Below are 19,267 nucleotides of genomic sequence, written 5' to 3'. Positions count from 1 at the left end.
GAAACAAATTAAGTAAAAACAAATTTTTAAAATAACAAAGGAGGATGAAAATATGAAATCAAACAACACAGCAGATTTTAGTGGAATAATGGATGTTGTTATATTATGAAGTAATGTTGTTTTGGGAGTAATAATGGGTTTGGCAGTTGTTTTTACAGTTTGAAAATTAATTATTATTTTAATTTCAATAATGCGAAATGCTGATAATCCTGAAGCGAGAGGAAATGATTTAAGTGCTTTAAAATGACCGATTATAGCAATTATTATAATTTTAGTTGTAATTGCTGTTATGAATGTTATTTTACAAGTTATCAAAACATATAACCCTAGTATTGGAACATAGTTGATAAAAAATGAAAGGAAGTGAAAAATTATGATACTTAATGCACTGTATAAACTAATATGATCAATTTTTGTACAAGGGCCATTGCAATTAATTGCATCATTTAACACAGTCCTAAATTATTTAACGGGAGGAGTGGTTGGTGATTTAATGTTTGGATCAAAACAAGAATTTAGTTTTCAAAATATCCCAATGGCATTCTGATATTTTGTCATAACTGCTTTGTGTTTATTTTCCTTAATATTTACAATTACTATGATTAAAATTTTGTTTCAAGATGCCACCGAAACAAAAACAAAATTTATTGTTGCTTTACAAAATGGTAGTAAAGCGTTTGTTTTTATCTTTTTAATTCCAATCTTTTTCTTTTTGACTAATTTTGCAATTTCTAACATTGCCAAAATGATTACATCGGGATTTGGTGGTGAAAACGGAAATATTGCAAACTATCTATACAATATCGGAAATACCAATTGAGATGGTAGTGGTGATAATATACCAAAAAATTATTCCTATCCTGACAATATTGGTGATTTTAATATGATTGCCGAAGTTTTTGGAGTGTGATTTATGTTGTTTGCAATGTTTATGATTGGAATTGCTTTGGTACAAAAAATAATCGAATTGTTTTTCTTATTTATTATTTCGCTATGAGTAATGATTATTATGACAATTGACAATGGTAAAGGAGCATTTATTTGAAAAGATATGGTAATTGCAAAATTTCTAGCATCAACCGCCACTTTAACAGGATATTTTATTTTTATGACAACAATTCAAACAATTTTAAGCACTAATTTAGCAGGATTAGGTATTGAGGGAATTGGAAAATCATTGTTTGTTATTCTGTTTATGTGCGGTGGTGGCTTGGCAGTAATGGCGTTTTCGGATGTTGTTGCCAACTTAATTGGTGAAGCAGCTGGTGTTAGGGAGGGAATGAGTTCAATGAAATCAACTGTTGCTGGTGGAATGATGGCAATGGGAGCTGCTAAAATGGCAGGAAAAGCATTTGGATTTGCCAAAAGCAAAAGAGCCAAACGAGCAATGACAATGGGTGGTGGTACTAGTATGGCAGATAAAACCATGAATGCGATGGGTTCTGGTGGTGATGCTGATTGAGGAGATAGTGAATCATCAAGCGGTCAATCTCGCCAAGAAAAACCCCTTGACTTTCGCCATTTCTGACACGCGACCGAGGGAATGAGTTCAAGAGCTGGGATTGTTGGTTTAGCGGGCTTTGGACTTGGGGTCACAACGCTTGCAACAAGTAAACTAGTGGGGGCAGTTCGCGGTGGTGGAACAAAAGGATTCTTCCGCCAAATTGGAATTGGAGTTGCAACACCATTCAAAGCAATTGGTAAAAGATTTAACCCACAATTGGCAAATAGTGGTAATGAAACTAATAAGTTAAAAACAAGCAATTTCAGTAATTCAAAATCTGAGTCTTTAAACAAAAAACTAGGGAAAGTAAACAAAATAAAAGCAAAATTAAATATTCCAAATAATAGTTTTGTTTTTGTTAATTCACAAAATAAACAACAAGCAAAACACAATAAGCCAGTTAAAAAAGTTTATAAAAAAGCAGATAAACTTAATAAAAATATTGCTAGTCATATTACAAAACAAAATACTAGAAATAAAAAATGGGATGAAAAAACCCGTTGCTAAAAAAGCAGAAAAGAAAAAGTCATAAGTAAAAAAACACCTGACAAAAATAAGAAATGCGGTATAATATAAGTAAAAAGGAGTAATAAATTATGGGATTATGACGATTATTAGGTGGCGAAATCAACTGAGAACGCGTTGCCAAAATGCAAGACAGAGGTCTTGCAACTGAAATTCACGGTGCAATTATTAACTCACAAGGGGGGAACTAATAATATTCCTCTAAGCATTGATAGATTAAACGACGATGACAAAAATAATGTTATGTGAGTATTAGAAAAATTTGGTCGTATTATCCCAATAACTGCTAAATATACATGATTAAAAAACTCACATATTAATAATGCAAGTGAATTACACCCTAAAAATACTGATTCAAAACAAATAAGATGAGATCAAGCTTGAGAATGATACGACGAATATAAAAAAGGTGCAATTCCATTTCTCGAATATCGCATTCAAATCAGAGAAAAAGAATTAGAAGAAGATGAAAGTAAATTTGTTCTTTATAAACAAGAAATAGAATATTATGAAATATGAAGAAAAAGTGAAAATAAAACAAAATGAAATAAAATAGATAAACCATCTAAAACAACACATAAATTAATAAAATACTATGAAAAAAATATTCCTGAACAAAAAGCAGAAATTGCTAAGTTAAAAATAGAATTGGAATCTCTGAAAGCAAAAGAAAATCAAAAACAACAGCAAACGCAGCCAAATTTATTACTTGAAAATGAAAATTTACGCTTAAAAAAAGAAATTTTAGAAATGGAACTAAAATTAAAAGAAACAAATAAACAAAGATAAAATGTATCAAATATCAACTTATCAAAATTTAATTTAGAAAAGGAGATATATTTTATTTATGTATGAAAAAGGAAATAAAGTTATTGTTAAAATAACAAACATTACGCCCTATGGTGCTTTTTGTAGAGCAGAAAGAGCTGATGGTTTAATCCATATTAGTGAAGTTTCAGATTACTTTGTTAAAGATATTAAAGATTTTTTTGATATTAGTGATGAAATTGAAGTTGAGGTACTTGATTTTGATTCAGTTAGGAAACATCTTAAATTAAGTTATAAAAAGTGTCACCCTGAACTATTAAAAAATGATGATAAAAAAATTCAAGAAATAAAAGCAGCTTTTAAAAATTTAAATAAAAAACAAAATAAAACAGACAATATTAAAAACATTAGTAAAACAACTGAAAACAAATAAACCAGTAAAAATAATTAAATGTAAAGGGAGGAAAATATGTTAGAAATTTGTTGTCCTGGTGGAGGTCATAATTGCTATACTTGTCGTGTTTGTACAGGTTCTTTCCAAGGTTGTAAAAGTTGTTTAAAGTGTATTTCTTGTCAAGTTTGCTTAACAAAAAAATGTCAAGTTTGTATTAACGGTAGTATTAGACAACAAGAAAATAAGAAAAAGTATAAAAAGTAAAGGATGTGATAAAAATGAAATGTTGATTTAAAAAACTATTTTGTAGAAATAAAAAACAAAATAAAGCTAACTGTAAAAATGAAACAAAAAATATTGAAAATATTAGTGAATCAAATGAAAACAAATAAATTAGCAAAAGTAATGTAAGTTATAAACAGCAATTAAGTTTGCTGTTTTTTTATTTTGTCAAAATAGAAAGGAAAAATAAAAATGTATGAAAAAATTACTTAGTTTTTTAGCAATATTTTCGTTTTTATGCACAAACACAGTGAATTTGATTAATTGTGCTAATATTGTTAATAATAAAACATATTTACCACCAATCACTTTCAAAAATGATTTAAAAGTTAATTCAGAAACAAATATTAATTTAGAAAAAATATACTTACCCCACTCCGTTTTAATGCAACAGCGAGGTTATAAAGGAACTTTCTTTAATCAATATAAAAAAGATATAATCAAAAATTTAACAGATGCTTTTTTAAGCAAAGCAGATATTAATTTAGAAATTAAATTTAAAACAGAATTTAGTACTTATCAACAACTACAATATTATTTAAAAATAGAACAACAAAATTATTGACAAAATTTATTGAATAATATTTGTCAACAATACCAAGATAATTTAAAGCAACTTATTTTATTGTTTTATAATTTTGTTGCTAATATTTGAAATAAAACAAATATCAGTGAAATTTTAAAGAAAATGGAAATAAAAAATGCGATTGATGGTGATAATAATGTCTTAGGACAAACAAATAATCACCAAACTATTTTGCTAAACAAAAAGGTTTTATCTTGTGCATTTGAAAAAACAATAAATAGTGAATGACACAAAGGACAATTTACAACCAATAATTTTCTGCATATTTTAATCCATGAATTAGGACATATCTTTTATTTTTATGATTGAGAAGAATTTAAAATCAATCATATTTTTTATTTAAAGCAATTTTTAGGACAGAAAATTAATAACTTAAATAAGTTTGCAGAACTAGACAAAGAAAAAGTGTTAAGGATATTTGCTAACAGTAATTATGGATTGAGTGATGATGACAAGTTATTGGCAGAGGGATTTGCATATTGGTTATTAACAAAACAAAGTATGCAAACAAAAATATGAGCATTTTGAAACGAATACTTTACAAGTTATTTACCACAAATAAGAAATAAAAAAGAAAGGAAGTGTAAATGATGTTAAATACAATAATTGGTATGATGGGAACAATTGCCATAATCGGCTTGTTTGGTTGTTTATGGAAGTTTCTTGGTATTAAATTGCAAAAAATGAAAAAACAAATTGAGTTAACGAAATACAAAAAAACTTGTCGAATAATATTATATTTTAGTATAAGTTGTTTTGTGTTATTTTTGTTAGTAATTGGATTGTGAATTGGATTAATATATCCAACTTTGAAATAAAATGAAAAAATATTTAAAAGCAATTTATAAAATATTTTTAAAGCAGAAAGGAGGTTATATCCTGTGAAAAAGATTATATTATCATGTTTATTAACATCGTTGATTGGTGTAAGTGAACCATTTATTGTCAAATCATCCATCAATGATAATTTTTTGTTTATAAAACAAGAACAAGTTATCAGTAAAAATGCAAAGAAAAGTTTTAATCCAACAGCACCAAGTTTTACAAAAAATATTAATTGGAATGATGATATTGATGTCGAAACGGGTGGAACTTGGGGTGGTGATTATACACAGAAAGTAGAATCATCATATTATTATGTTAATATATTGAATTATGCTAGTAGTTGAAATGATTTTAAAAATAAATACAAACAGATTAAAATTGATTTTGAGGGTTATGTTGCTCACAATCAGGCGGCTACGGCAAATTATAATGCTTATCACTATATCAATCTAAATGAAATAAGTGGCATAGCAAAAACAGAACAAATTTTTAATCACTATCAAGGTTATACCCAAAATGAAGAATGAGGATGAGCAAATGTAAGATATCAATTAGAAAATAATGATTGCATTAAAATTGATTTTTTGGTTTATGCACGAGCGAAAAACGGATGAAATTCAAGTAATACCTGAGCGAAAACATGATTAAAAGTTAATGAACTAATTTTTAATACAAGTTTTAGTTTTAATGATATGAAAAGTAATTTAACAAGAGAACTAAATAAAGAATTTAGTTATTATTCTAATATTGATAATAATCCACAAAGTGCTAATAATTGAAACCAAATTAAAACACAAATGGATAACAAAATAAAAAAAGCACTAAATGATAATAATGATACCCAGGGATGAATTGAATTTTTAAATCCAAATTATCAGTTAGAAAAAAGAACTAATGGTTATTTTATAAAAACATTAATTAATATTCATAATAATCAAAAACCAATATGACGATTATGAGACGATTATGATTAGGTAAATTAATAAAACTTGCTTTTTCTGTTGTAAAAGGGATAAATTCCTTACTAATAAAATAATTTTCTACATTCTGATTTTTCTTAACAAAATTACTCAATTTTATCAACTTCTTTCTTTAATTTTTTTTAAATCCTTTATTTAAATCTATATGTTCCAAAATAGTTGGAACAATTACCAAAATTACAGAAACAAACCATGAAACTAATGCCAAAATAAAAATTTCTTTATTGTTATTATTTATATTTAAAATAAAAACATAAACTAACACAACTGAACTTATAAAAAGAAAAATATATAAAAATCAAACAAAAAAATTAACTAAAATATATCATTTCTTTATTTTTTTATATTCCTTAGTTGTTTTAAATTTCATATCCATAATATAGTCTCCTAACTAAATATTTGTTTAATTTTTCTTTTTCAACATCAAATTCTACCTTAATTTCAAAAATATATTTTATATACATAATAATCACAAAAATAATAACTATAAAAACACATACAGACATAATAATTGCAAGCACAAAGTATGGAAAATCTTTATCATTTCAACTCAATATTGAAAAATAAATAAAAGAACTTAAAAAAAGAAAGCAGCAATTAAATTTAAAAAAATTAAAAAAATTAATAAAAAAATATCTTTAATAAAATTTTTCTTTATTTTTTTATATTCCTTAGTTGTTTTAAATTTCATATCCATAATATAATCTCCTAGCTAAATATTTGTTTAATAAACAATGTTATAAATAATGTTTATATAATGTTTTTTAATTGTAATAAACACTGATTATTAACAATGTTATATATAATGCTAATATATTGTTTATTTAATGTTTAATAAACATTGTTAAATATAAAAATAATAAAAATTGGCACACTGAAAATAACTATTAAGAACTTTAATAGTAAATAATAATAAGTTCATTTTTCTATTTAATAAATTCATTTTTTACAAATGTGATAGCATCTATTTTTTGATTATCATGAATGGTATCACCAATTAAAACAATTATTTCACTAAAACTTCCTAGTGTGCCTTAACTAAGATATTATGATCGATTATAATAAATATTAAAATCCTTTAACCATAACACGGAAAAAGTTTAAGATTTTAATAATACAAAATATAGCAAATGGAATTAATATAATTCACGCTTCACCTAAGAAAACCATTATCTCAGGTAAAATATTTGTTATACCTTCTTTAACTTTTCATAATGCACTAGATAAACCAGTTCAAATACCAGTCATACCCTCAGACATAGTTTTAGGTGTAGGTGCTGTTAAAAAATTAAACGCTGTTGTTAAATACATACCTAACATTATTTATTACTCTCCTTTCTTTCAATTTCTTTTTTATCTTTTTTCTTTCCTCGAATTTGTTTAATTTTTTGGTAAATTGATAAACCAATATAAGTAAAAATACTTAATATAATAACAACACTAAATATTGTCGTTAATCAAGTTGGCATAATACATCTCCTTTCTAAAAAATATCGCGTCACGCTCCGCGTGTTCGCTACGCTCAAAATAAACAATATTGAATAAATTACCGCTAATAAATTACGCGGATAATTTATTCATTTTCTTTTACATTATTAATTACTATCTTATTTACAGTATTAATAACAATATCTTTTCCATACTTAGTTACTAAGGACCGCAAAATAAAATAATGTTTCTTTTCAATAAAAAATCAACTCCTTTCAGAATTGATTTGTTGCACTTCGATTACATGATGCCATTTTATTAATATAAATTAGTTTTTCCATTATAAAATTTGTAATCAAATATTAAAGTTCTAAAATTTGACACGGTTAAATTATAAAAAAAATGCAAGTAATTAACTAATAAAATAATTACTTGTTTGGCTAGGAACAATACTTATTCTGGCAAATAAAAAAGTTAATATACTCGTAAAATAAATCTTAATAAATTTATTACTAAAATTAATCAAAAATTTCTTGAAGGTTTTTAAAACTATTATTTTGTAACAAATTAAAAGGATTGAGTTCTATTAAATATAGAATGACTTAATCCTAAAATTTTATTTTTTATGTACACTTTTCGTTATATATTCACTTTTTAAGTTAATTTATTAATTATTTTAAATAAAACAATCAAAGCCATGATATAAAGCATCTTCTCTTTCTTTGAAAATATCTTTAATATCATATTTTTTTCGATAATCTTCAATTTTGCCCTTTTCAATAGCTCAAATTGCTTCACACGCTAATTTATGCGAATTACATAATGTCATTTGAGGAACATCACCACTATTTAATGGTTCATAATATAATGCCCCTGTAATCATTTCATTTAAACCAAAACCAGGATATTCTCCTTTTAAAATTCCTTGGTGTAAACGAAAGTCAGAAATAATTGGTAATAAATATTTATTTTTATTATGAATTGCTTGTTCAACTACTAAACCAAATTCCATATGAGTTCCTGAATCTCATCCATCTAATTCAAAAATAACATAGTCTGCCTCCGTTAAACCAGCATAATCTAATTCAAAAATTGCTTTATTTGTAGGGCGCTTTTTTTGATTTGTTTCAAAATCAACTGGATTTCCAATAATAAAATCTGGAAACATTTTACGCAACATATCTCCTTCACGTTTTCTTGTATTTCACTGGGCCTCAGTAAACATACTACCCGCATTATAAATTACTTTTTTATTATCTCTCATATTATTTTTTCTCCTTTATTGATTAATTATTGTTTCAAATTTTTTAAATTTTTCCATATCAAGACATGTGCTATTAATATCACCCGTGATAAAAGCACCAACGGCAATTAAATCATATCCTAAGTTTTTTGCTTCTTCATAATTAGTTAAATTAATTCCTCCCGAAGCCATATAAATTTTTGTTGGAAAAAATGTTTTAATTGTTTGAATAAAATTTAATTTAAATGCTGTTGCTGGAAAAATTTTAATAATTTCTCATTTAGCATTAACAATATCGTTAACTTCTTGTAGTGTCATTGCCCCTGGAATATATAGTAAATTATTTTGATGACAATATTCACTAACTGCTTGGTTAAAAACTGGACCCACTAAAAATTGAGCTCCGGCTTTTGCCGCTTGCATTGCTTGTTCTAATGTTAAAACTGTTCCTGCTCCAACTAAAATTGTTGGGTATTTGTTACGAAAAAAACTAATTAATTCTGCAACATTAGGAATCGTGAATGTTAATTCTAAACATTTGACTTGTAAATTAATTAACTGTTCACAAATTTGTTGAGCAACAGCATAATTATGATTTCGAATTACATAAAAAGTTTTATAGTCTAATAGTTTTTCTAATGTAATCATTATTCTTCTAAATATGCTGTAATTCTATTAATAATAGAACTTTGATCTAATTGCTTATACTTAATAACAGCATCAGCACTTCCCGATAAACCATAATCATCAACACCCAGAACTAAACCAGTTTTACCAACAAATTTATATCAAACATAATCATTTGAAAATTCAATTGCAATTACTTTTGTTATATTTTTTGGAACAATTTTTTCTTGATAAGCCCTTGGTTGTTGTTCAAATAATTCAACACAAGGCATTGATACAACACGAATGTTTTTCTTAATTGTCTTAGCTGCAATAATTGCTGGTGCTACTTCAGTTCCTGTTGCAATAATAATTGCCTCCAATGGTTTTGTCTCATCTTCAGCAACAACAATATATCCACCTTTTAGTGTTTGTTCTCAGCATGTTTCTGATAATTGATATGGGGTATCTTGTCGCGATAAGATCAAAGCTGATGGAGTACTTTTTGCTTCCACGCTTGCTTTCAAACATCCAATTGCTTCTTTAATATCCGCTGGCCGAAAAACATTTAAATTCGGACAATTTCGTAACATTGCTAATTGCTCAACTGGCTGATGTGATTTTCCATCAAAACCAACACCAATTGAATCATGGGAAAAAGCAAAAATAACTGGTAAGTTTTGAATACACGCCATTCGAACACATGGTTTCATATAATCAGCAAAAATTAAAAATGTTGAATTAAATCCTTTCAAACCTTGGTGTAATTCAACACCAATGCTAATTGTTCCGGCCGCAAATTCTCGCACTCCAAAATGGACATTATTATTTTGTGGGGTTGATGTTGTTCATGATCCATTATAACCAATGATTTTGGTTGCAGTTCCTAAATCAGCACTACCTCCAAACATATTATTTAAACATTTTTGTTGATAATATTTAAATACATCTCCCATAATAATTCGTGTTCCTGCTTTTTTATCTTTATCTGTTGTTAATAATTCTGCAAAAGATTTTAAATTAACCGATGGAATAGCAAATAATTCTTCATATTCCTTTGGAAACTCTGTTTTGTAAGCAGTTATTTTTTTCTTTCACTCTTCATATTTTATTGCTCCTCGTTTAGCAAAAGTATCTTGTCAGTGTTTTTTAACATCATTGTCAACATAAAATTGAGGATGATTAAAATCATAAAATGCTTTTACTTGGTCCATCTCCTCAGAAGTAAATGGTGAAGAATGCATTGGTGAACCTTGTTTTGGATGCCCATAACCAATAATTGTTTTACATTCAATTAATGTTGGTTTATCAGATTTTTGAGCTTGTTCAATTGCTTTTTGAATTGCTGGCAAGTCCTCATCTGCGTTTTCAATTCGAATATAATTTCAATTTTGTGCTTCAAAAAAACGTTGATAATCAATCTTTAAAACAGCATCACATTTTGTATCTAATTGACAATCATTTGAATCATATAACATAATTAATTTATTTAATTTTCACACCCCAGCTAATTGAATTGCCTCAATTGCTCCTCCTTCTTGTAAATCACCGTCACTACATAAAACATAAGTATAATGGTCAATGATTTTATAATCTGGTTTATTAAATTTAGCCGCTAGATGTTGTTCAGATAATGCCATCCCAACCCCATAGCCAACTCCTTGCCCTAGGGGGCCAGAAGAATTATCGACTCCAGGAGTAACGCCATATTCTGGATGAGCTGGAGTTTTTGAATTAATATGACGATAATTTTTTAAATCATCAATTGTCAAATTATAACCAGCTAAATGTAAAATCGCATATTGTAAAGTTGAAGCATGTCCTGGGGATAATACAAAACGATCACGATTGATTCAATCGGGTACTGCCGGATTAGCAATTAAATTATCTAAATAAATTGCTTGCATTAGTGGTGCTGCACTTAATACAATCCCTGGGTGACCAGTTTTATTATAAATAATAGGATCTAAGCCTAAAATTCTTAAATTACTTAAACTTTTTGTTTCAATATTATTATTTGTGCTTTTCATTTTAATTTCCTCCTTATTAAATTAAAATATTAATAATAATTATTTTTAAATTAAACAAGGAACCTTATTATCAAGAGGTAATAAATGTTGCATAATAATGCTTATTTTTTCTGAAAAATCATCATTGTCAGCATCAATAACAATAAATTTATAATCATTTTTTAATTCATGATATAAAATTTCATATTGTTCATTCAATTTTTCCCAGTAATAATATGGGGTTTCTAATTCTAATTGACGCCCACGCTGTTTAATTCGTTCAACAGCCTTTTCAGTTGAAACTTTTAAATAAATAATGACATCAAATCCTAATTTTTGTTTCAAAATTGGAACAATAACATTTTGAAAAAAACGATTGTAGACTTTAAAATCAATTTCATTCATAATTTTTAATAAATGAGAAACTCGCACAAAAACAGGGTCTTCTAAAATTGTGCGGTCAAAAACAGTATCATCTAAATTATCAATGTTAAAAAATTGCTCAATTCTTGTTGTTAACATATAAATTTGCATTTTAAAAGCAAATCCTTCCATGTCCTGATAAAAATCCTTAAAATATGGATTTTCTTCTAATGGTTCTTTAAACAAATTATAGTTTAATTGTTTGCATAATTCTTCACTAACTTTTGTTTTCCCTGCCCCAACGGTTCCAAAGACTGCAATTTTCATTTTATTGCTCCTTTCGTTTTTAACCCATTAATTGAACAGCAGTGTCTAATGCTAATTCAACCATTGTCATAAAATTATTTTGCCGTTCTAAAGCTGTAGTAACTTCTTTCGTCACAAGATGGTCAGAAACTGTTAATAATGTCGCTGCATGTTTTTGCGTAACAATTGCATTAGTAAACAAAGCATATGATTCCATTTCAACAACATCTAAGTTATGAGTATGAATAAAGTCTAATGAATCATCATAACGGTAAAAAACATCTGCTGCATGCGCAATTCCCGTGTGTGTTTTAATTCCTTTTGCTTGTGCTACAGCTTCAATTTCATTAAATAATTTTTCACTTGCGGCAATTAAATTACTATCAATATTAGCTGCAATTTTTGCATAATTACTTTCACCAAATGCTTCACGAACATTAAAGATATCATAAACTTTAATATTCGGATTATAACTTCCAGCTGAACCAATTCGAATAATGTAATCAACATCGTAAAACTTAAATAATTCGTATGAATAAATTCCAATGCTTGGACAACCCATTCCGCTTCCAGCAATTGTTACCTCAATGTTTTTATACTTGCCAGTATACATTAACATATTTCGAACTTCATTTACTAATTTTAAATTTGTTAAATATTTTTCCGCAACGGTTTTTGCTCGTAATGGGTCTCCCGGCATTAAAACGACTTTTGCAATTTCTTCTTTTTTGGCATTAATATGTGGTGTCATTTTTTGTTCCTCTCTTTTCCGCTTAATTTAATTACCAATAAATACCTATCAATCCTATTTTTATTTAAAAAGTAAGGATATTTAAACAACACGAAAAAGAATATTGTTGCATATCCACATAAATGATGTTTAATTTCTACGGTTATTTTAATTAATAGTTTAAGACAACAACAAAAATAAAACCATTTTAAATCAAATGCTATTAAACTTAATTATTAATTAATTTTTATTATTTATTATTTTTTAAATAATACCTTTTGATAGGTTTACTGCTTTAAATTAACAACTAAAAAACTCTTTTTGACGTCTTTCAAATTATTATTTAATAGTTTTCACTAATAAATAATTAATCATCCAACCCCAGAGATAATAACTATAAGTGCAGCATTGATATCTTACCAATGTTTTTTAGAACGGTCTACTGGCTTAGTTTCACTTTACTCACTTTTCCTTCTCAAGAAATATTTTCTCAATGGAATTATGCTAGCTTTCATCCACTTTACAGTTGCTGGGACAGCCTAGGATTCACACCTAATTCCCGTAACATCCAAAATTGCTTTTTAAAGTTGTTAAAATAATAATATAAAGTTTACTTTTAAAATGCAAGTTAAAATTAACAAATTATTTACCAACTAAAAAGAAACTAGGAAAAAAGTTGATATTTTTATAATTAAAAATAAAACTATTGTCAGAAAAATCTAGGAGAATATAATGAAAATTGTAAATAATATTTATGGGCCTTACTTATTAAGTATTTTTACTCCTTTCAATCTCAATTAGAATCAAAAAATAGTCGAAAATCTAGCCCACCATAAAAATAATCGATAATATAATAAAATAAATAATAAGCAATTGATAATAAATAGTTTTTTAGTTAATAGCAGTTATTCATTTGCAATGTTATTAAATAAATTAGGTTTAGTTTTAAATTTTGTTATATTCCTTGCTAGTAGTAATCAGAAATATAGTCACAATGGTAAATGATTTAATGAATAATGTATTAATTATAATATAATTAATATAATTAGCAAACTCCCATATTATTCTCATACTAATCCTAATTATCATTAAAATGAACTGACCAGATTTATTATTTACATATTCGCTAGCGTTAATGCTAGCAATTTTTATCGTTAATTTAAAAAAAGCAAGATTTTCTTGCTTTTTTTAAATTAAACTTATTTTTTAGTAAATTCTAAAGTAAATAATGTTGATGTTCACCCAGTATAACAAACCGCATTATTTGGAACAAATAATAAATCAAAGTTTCAAACTGCCCGACGACGGAGTGAAAAAGTATCTTTAGTTTTATTTAAACTCACTTCATGAACACGTTTTTCTCAATTACCAGTGGTAAAAATGTCAAGTCCTGGTAAATTCTTTCCTTTATATGCTTCTTTAAAATCATCAATTAAAATTTTTAAAACATCTTTATATTTGCGATTTTTTAAATTTAAAATTTCAGTAAAAGCTTCTTCGCTAAGATGGAATACGCCGGAATGTTCATTTGATTCTAATTTAAAATGATTATAAAAAGCGACTACTAACCGTCCAAACTCCATTAACTTATTTGTTAAACCTTCTTCTGTAATTTCAACTTGAACTTTTAAGGCTTGACCATCATTCATTACTGCTCCAGATAGTGGGAAAACAGCTACTTGAATTTTAACTAAATTGACATGAAAATCAGCTAATCGTAAGTTTTGCCCTCCAATATTAAAAACATTAACTAATGCACGATAAAACTTAACAAAATTTTCTGGAGTAATTTTATCAGGTTGATATTCTTTTCCAGTTCAAACATATGAGGCTGTATTTTTTCGAACAACATCAACACCATTAGTAGTATTATTAATTGCACTTGTTAGTAAACTCAACAAGGTTATTGAAGAATTATATTTAATATTCTTTACAAATTTTTGTAATTCGCTATCACTTTCAATTTTACGCTGTAACTTTTCTAAAATAATTTTATCTAAATTAGCAAAACCAGCCGTATAGTTTACATCAAAATTTTGATAAATTTTAGCAAATTCTGGCGCTTTATCAATTTGAAAAACTCCTTATGTATTGAAAAAATTAACAATTACTCTGGAAATTTTTTGAACCATTCCATTTAAAACAACTTTCATTTCTTCTGAATTATCAGTAATAACATATTGAATCACATAATCTGAAGTTGTTGATAAAAGTTTAAAATTAGCTTTAAATTGAAAATGGAAATCTAATCTAACTGTTTTCACTTTTTCTAATCCTGGTCGATCTAAAATTGTTTTTAATTGTGCCATATCAATAAAAGTTAATTCATAATTTAAACTATCACTTACTAATTCAATTGGTTTACTATCAGGATAATAATTTGAATAGTCATTATAAATCTCATTACAAATATTATTAAAAACAGCAATAAAACCATTTTTTAGTGTTGCTAAAGCATTCTTCACATATTCATCCATTTGGTTTAATTTTTTACTTTCCGTTTCTTTATTGACCATTGTATATAACTTGTCAAATTTATTTTGATATTCAGTACTATTAATTGTATTTTTAGTTCGTGCATAAACTGAAAAATTGTTTATAGCACGTTGCGAAATTTTATTTAAAATTTCAATATCTTTTCCAACACCATTGTTATTATCATCTTTAAGAGGCGTCTTACAACTCATAATTGGACTGAATCCTGCCGTTGCAAAAAAGTCATTCCTAATAAACTCATTAGTTTTTTCATAATTTAAAATCCCTTCGTAATATTTATATTCATACTTTCTAATTATAACTTAAAAAAATAATTTAAAACTTAAATATCATAATTAAGGCTTCTTATCGCTAGCCGATGTTAAAAATTCTTTTTATTATATTTTATTAAATTAATGTCATTTATTTTTAAAATATTAGTAATATTTTAAAAATCATTTACATTTTTCACTTTATCATAATTATTTTATATTAACAATTATTTTTAAATTAATTTCCTTTCTATATCTTTATTTTAAAAAAACAATAAAAATTGGCTTTTTTAATGTATTTTCAATAAAAGCAAAATGTGTAACTAAAAAGAAGATTTTAATTACACATTTCAAATATAAACTAATGAAAACTATAAAATATATGTTTCTCTGTTTGCTTAAAATTAAGTTATTTATTAATATTAATTTTAAGCACCCCCATTTTTAAGCACCCCCATTATAAAAAAACTGGTTTGATGAAAAAAAGTAAATTATTTCACTGCTAAATCAATAAGTTTTAAAATATATTAACTTTTTTCTTTATTTACAATTTACAAAATAATTCATAATTTTGTTTGCATATATATAATACAAGATAGGCCCTAAATAAAAAGTTTCAATATTGAGAAAAGGAGAAATACAAGTAATGAAAAAAATACTAAATTTGTTAACTGTATTAGTACCTGAGCTTTTTGCGTTCAGAATTCTTATATTGATATAGAATTATTTCTTGATGGAAAACAATTAAAAATCAGACATAATTATTATTTTTCATCATCAAATTGCACTTATCGCACTTGAAGTAAATTAAAATACAATGCAATTCGTCTTGTTGGTAAAGTTGATGTAAATCCTCTATTTTTATTAACAGCGGAAAAAGCAAAACAATTTGATAATTGAGCTAATAGTAAAGAAGAGGAATTGCAAACAAAAAGAAACGATAAAAATTATAATAAAGATATTTTAATGAAAGAAGAAGTGGCATTTAAAGAAGAATTTAAACTATGATTAATAGAAATATTACATGGTTATATTCAAGATTTAATAATTTTAGATCAAAACAATCAAATAATAAATCTTATAGCAGAAATAGATGAAATAAAATCAAGATTAGATAAGCTAGAAGAGAAAAAAACATGCTTAGACAATATTTTTGAGTCATTTAAAAATAAAACTCTTGCTGATGCGCCTGGTGATGCTTGAGAAAAAATTAAAGAAAATAGTGACTCTGCTTTAAAAGTCATTATTAAAGAATCAGGAAAAGCATTCGCTACCGGAGTACTTAAAGGTATCGCGAAAGGTTCTGCGCTTAGTATAATTGGCTGTGTTGCTAGTTCTCTTTTCTAAAATGTATAGGAATCAATATTTATTTTAAATAGCAAAATAAAAAACATTAATCTTTATAAAAAAGTTTTTAATTTTTAATTGAAAAATTTTTTTATTAAAGATGTTTTTTAACTTATTTTTATGTTATTACTTAATTAACAGTTTTGCTAGACTTGTATTTACAATTTACAATATTAAAACATAATTTATTGATTTTTTAAATTATGATAGAATTATCTTAAAAATATTTTTAAAAAAACAAATTAAAAGGTAAAAAAATAGTAAATATTTTAAATATTGTATCATTTGTAATCACTACTTTATTCATTACTATTATTATAACAACACAAACCAGGACATAATTTGATAAAGATGTTTGCAATAAAACCTGCTGATGTTGCTACCATTGCAATACATTTATAATTAATAAGTTTTATGTTATTTTACGGATAGTATTAAAACTAGGTAAAATATTATAACTATTGCTCTTTTAAAAATGTTTTAATTTTTTCTTGTAAAGTTGTTCGACGCTTTTGTGGTAAATTATTAACTCCATATAAAAATGCTGATGGTTCACCAATTAAATACAACTTAGTTTTAGCGCGGGTAATTGCTGTATAAATTAGATTTCGTTTTAACATCATTCAAAAACTTTTTGTTATTACAAAAATAATATTATCATATTCACTGCCCTGTAACTTATGAACACTACAAGCATAAGCTAAAGTAATATCATAATAAAGTTCTTTAGTATATGTAATAACATTATCATATTTTACTAAAATAACATCATTTAAATTTTTATCTTTTTTAATATCAATAATAATGCCAACATCACCATTATAAATTTCTAATTCAGGTCGATTCTTAAGTTGCATAACTTTATCATTAACTCGAAAAAAACGATGTCCAATCTTAATTTCTTTTTGGCCAACTGCATGATTCATTCGATTTTGTAAATAAGTATTTAATGCATTAATTCCAACTGGACCATTATACATTGGAGCAATTACTTGGATAGCATTATAATCTGCTTCATATTGATTGCTAATGTTTTGATATAAATCACCAACAACTGTTAATAATGCTTGCGAATCAGTTTCATTAATAAAAGTAAAATCTTTTTTATCAAATAAATTATTATCTTCAAAATGTTCTTGTTCAATTGCATAAGATAGTTCTAAAATGTCATTTCCAGCTTCTTGCCGATAAACTTCTTCTAATTTAATAACATTAAAAACATCACTTTGAATAATATCTCGTAACAAATCACCACAAGCAACTGATGGCAATTGATTTGGATCACCAATTAAAATTAATTTACGCAAATTAACACTAGCTTTGGCAATTTGTGCTAATAACAAACTATCAACCATACTAACTTCATCTAAAATTAAAATATCATTTTCTAAAGGATTATTTTCGTTATAAAAAAACTGATTAGTTAAAGCATCATATTTTAATAATTTATGAATTGTTAAAGCTTTCCGGCCAGTTTTTTCTCGTAATCGTTTTGCTGCTTTTCCTGTTGGTGCTGCTAACACAATTTTTGATTGTTGGTAAACTTTTTTTAAAAGACTAACAACGCCATCAACAACTGTTGTTTTTCCCGTTCCAGGTCCCCCAATAATAACTAAAAAATTAGAATGAACGGCAGTCTTAATTGCTTTTGTTTGATTCATATTATAAATAATTTGTTTTTTATTTGTTAAATTCTCTAACTCTTCTGTTAATTTTTGATCATCATATTGGTCAGTTGTGTTCAAGCCAACTAACATTGCAGCAATATTTATTTCACTATGATATACTTCTGCAACATAAATTTTATCATTCTTAAAAATTAGTAATTTAATTTCTTTACTATATTTTAATCCTGCTAATAATTGTTCTTTTGTTAAAGAAGAAAAATGCTTTTGTAAAATTTTTGTTAATTCATTTAATGTTAAATAAGTATCACCATTATTATTGCAAAATTCCTTTGCTAAATATCAGGCATAATAACCAATTCGAATATTACTAAAAGGTTCTTGCTCAAATGCTAAATAAATCTTATCAATTGTTTTAAAAGCAATATTATCTTTTAATAATAATGAATAAGGATCTTTTTTTAATAAAGCATAAATCTGGTCAACATTATATTTTGTTTTTAATAAAGATAAAACTTGTAGCGATAATCCTTTTTGATTAAATTGGTGATTTAATTCATCATCACGACTCATTGACTGAAATACTTTTGCAATAATATTAGCTTGTTTAACACTAATCCCTGGGATTTGATGTAAGGTTGATAAATTTTCTTTAATCTTAGTAATCACATCTGTTTGATAATAATCAATAATTATTTGTGCTGCTTTTTCACCAATTGTTGGAAATAAACTACTAGTTAAATATTTTAAGACCTCATCATTACTACGCGGAGCAAGTTTATGAACTTCTTTAACTTCAAAATTTTCACCATAACGTTCATTATATACAAAGTCCCCACATAATTCATATAATTGTTCTGGTTGTAAAGCTGATAAAAATCCTTTAATAAAAATAAAATGTGTTTTATCATTTTCTAATTGAAATTTACAAATCCGATAACCATTATTAGATTCAAAAACAATTAATTTTAAATAACCACGTATTTTTTCAACCATTTT

Annotated in this window: 19 protein-coding genes, 1 pseudogene and 1 riboswitch; of the genes and pseudogenes, 7 read left to right on the top strand and 13 right to left on the bottom strand. The window is 26.0% G+C overall.

All coding sequences use genetic code 4. The annotated features are described in order from the left end of the window. Window positions 1–52 precede the first annotated feature (52 nt). The 6 genes from SCITRI_RS02890 to SCITRI_RS10495 all read left to right on the top strand — a co-directional run bounded on the left by SCITRI_RS02890 (window position 53) and on the right by SCITRI_RS10495 (window position 4,877). On the top strand, window positions 53–343 hold the full coding sequence (locus tag SCITRI_RS02890) for an Mbov_0395 family pilin-like conjugal transfer protein (protein ID WP_071937139.1): 291 nt from the start codon (window positions 53–55) through the stop codon (window positions 341–343). A gap of 30 nt (window positions 344–373) precedes the next feature. After that, complete coding sequence (locus tag SCITRI_RS02885) at window positions 374–2,011, top strand: Mbov_0396 family ICE element transmembrane protein (protein ID WP_071937138.1); 1,638 nt, start codon at window positions 374–376, stop codon at window positions 2,009–2,011. 177 nt (window positions 2,012–2,188) lie between these two features. Beyond that, complete coding sequence (locus tag SCITRI_RS02880) at window positions 2,189–2,818, top strand: hypothetical protein (protein WP_147076869.1); 630 nt, start codon at window positions 2,189–2,191, stop codon at window positions 2,816–2,818. A gap of 58 nt (window positions 2,819–2,876) precedes the next feature. Next, window positions 2,877–3,230 (top strand): S1 RNA-binding domain-containing protein, encoded by a 354-nt coding sequence (locus SCITRI_RS02875; RefSeq protein ID WP_071937136.1) that lies wholly within the window; start codon window positions 2,877–2,879, stop codon window positions 3,228–3,230. A 439-nt stretch (window positions 3,231–3,669) separates the two neighbouring features. Then, window positions 3,670–4,656 (top strand): hypothetical protein, encoded by a 987-nt coding sequence (locus SCITRI_RS02870; RefSeq protein WP_071937135.1) that lies wholly within the window; start codon window positions 3,670–3,672, stop codon window positions 4,654–4,656. Continuing rightward, complete coding sequence (locus SCITRI_RS10495) at window positions 4,647–4,877, top strand: hypothetical protein (RefSeq protein ID WP_147076865.1); 231 nt, start codon at window positions 4,647–4,649, stop codon at window positions 4,875–4,877. The genes SCITRI_RS02870 and SCITRI_RS10495 overlap by 10 nt, the downstream gene beginning before the upstream one ends. 938 nt (window positions 4,878–5,815) lie before the next feature. On the opposite strand, the pseudogene SCITRI_RS12570 reads toward SCITRI_RS10495, so the two are convergent. The 12 genes and pseudogenes from SCITRI_RS12570 to SCITRI_RS11240 all read right to left on the bottom strand — a co-directional run. Then, window positions 5,816–5,958: pseudogene (locus SCITRI_RS12570) on the bottom strand (DUF3627 domain-containing protein); the annotation flags it as partial. Window positions 5,959–5,976: 18 nt separating this feature from the next. Then, window positions 5,977–6,240, bottom strand: a complete 264-nt coding sequence (locus SCITRI_RS02855) for a hypothetical protein (protein WP_071937132.1) — start codon at window positions 6,238–6,240, stop codon at window positions 5,977–5,979. A gap of 692 nt (window positions 6,241–6,932) precedes the next feature. Then, complete coding sequence (locus SCITRI_RS02850) at window positions 6,933–7,184, bottom strand: hypothetical protein (protein WP_071937131.1); 252 nt, start codon at window positions 7,182–7,184, stop codon at window positions 6,933–6,935. Then, window positions 7,184–7,333 (bottom strand): hypothetical protein, encoded by a 150-nt coding sequence (locus SCITRI_RS02845; protein ID WP_071937130.1) that lies wholly within the window; start codon window positions 7,331–7,333, stop codon window positions 7,184–7,186. Before SCITRI_RS02845 ends, SCITRI_RS02850 begins: the two co-directional genes overlap by 1 nt. A gap of 104 nt (window positions 7,334–7,437) precedes the next feature. Beyond that, on the bottom strand, window positions 7,438–7,587 hold the full coding sequence (locus SCITRI_RS09840; protein WP_155522081.1) for a hypothetical protein: 150 nt from the start codon (window positions 7,585–7,587) through the stop codon (window positions 7,438–7,440). A gap of 381 nt (window positions 7,588–7,968) precedes the next feature. Continuing rightward, the gene (locus SCITRI_RS02840; protein ID WP_071937129.1) at window positions 7,969–8,556 is read right to left on the bottom strand and encodes a nucleoside 2-deoxyribosyltransferase; all 588 of its coding nucleotides are present in this window, start codon (window positions 8,554–8,556) and stop codon (window positions 7,969–7,971) included. A gap of 15 nt (window positions 8,557–8,571) precedes the next feature. Beyond that, complete coding sequence (locus SCITRI_RS02835; protein ID WP_071937128.1) at window positions 8,572–9,183, bottom strand: bifunctional 4-hydroxy-2-oxoglutarate aldolase/2-dehydro-3-deoxy-phosphogluconate aldolase; 612 nt, start codon at window positions 9,181–9,183, stop codon at window positions 8,572–8,574. Beyond that, a complete protein-coding gene (gene tkt, locus SCITRI_RS02830; RefSeq protein ID WP_071937127.1) occupies window positions 9,183–11,171 on the bottom strand; it encodes a transketolase in 1,989 nt (662 codons plus the stop codon). Before tkt ends, SCITRI_RS02835 begins: the two co-directional genes overlap by 1 nt. Before the next feature lie 45 nt (window positions 11,172–11,216). Further along, window positions 11,217–11,840, bottom strand: coding sequence for a deoxynucleoside kinase (locus SCITRI_RS02825; protein ID WP_004572355.1), 624 nt, complete (start codon window positions 11,838–11,840; stop codon window positions 11,217–11,219). A gap of 19 nt (window positions 11,841–11,859) precedes the next feature. Next, window positions 11,860–12,570, bottom strand: a complete 711-nt coding sequence (gene deoD, locus SCITRI_RS02820; protein WP_004028681.1) for a purine-nucleoside phosphorylase — start codon at window positions 12,568–12,570, stop codon at window positions 11,860–11,862. A gap of 398 nt (window positions 12,571–12,968) precedes the next feature. Continuing rightward, window positions 12,969–13,153, bottom strand: a riboswitch (cobalamin riboswitch). A gap of 595 nt (window positions 13,154–13,748) precedes the next feature. Beyond that, on the bottom strand, window positions 13,749–14,447 hold the full coding sequence (locus tag SCITRI_RS11245) for a hypothetical protein (protein ID WP_237238058.1): 699 nt from the start codon (window positions 14,445–14,447) through the stop codon (window positions 13,749–13,751). Window positions 14,448–14,633: 186 nt separating this feature from the next. After that, entirely contained in the window at window positions 14,634–15,236 is a 603-nt protein-coding gene (locus tag SCITRI_RS11240; protein WP_237238057.1) for a hypothetical protein, read from the bottom strand. A gap of 981 nt (window positions 15,237–16,217) precedes the next feature. Here SCITRI_RS11240 and SCITRI_RS11235 point away from each other — a divergent pair. Continuing rightward, entirely contained in the window at window positions 16,218–16,643 is a 426-nt protein-coding gene (locus tag SCITRI_RS11235; protein WP_237238056.1) for a hypothetical protein, read from the top strand. Between the two features lie 458 nt (window positions 16,644–17,101). Here the strand turns inward: SCITRI_RS11235 and recD2 are convergent, their stop codons facing one another. After that, window positions 17,102–19,264, bottom strand: a complete 2,163-nt coding sequence (recD2, locus tag SCITRI_RS02805) for an SF1B family DNA helicase RecD2 (protein ID WP_071937126.1) — start codon at window positions 19,262–19,264, stop codon at window positions 17,102–17,104. Between the last annotated feature and the right edge of the window lie 3 nt (window positions 19,265–19,267).

This window comes from Spiroplasma citri, assembly GCF_001886855.1.
In the GTDB taxonomy this organism is placed as follows: domain Bacteria; phylum Bacillota_I; class Bacilli_A; order Mycoplasmatales; family Mycoplasmataceae; genus Spiroplasma; species Spiroplasma citri.
This window is presented reverse-complemented; position numbering and strand designations above follow the sequence as displayed.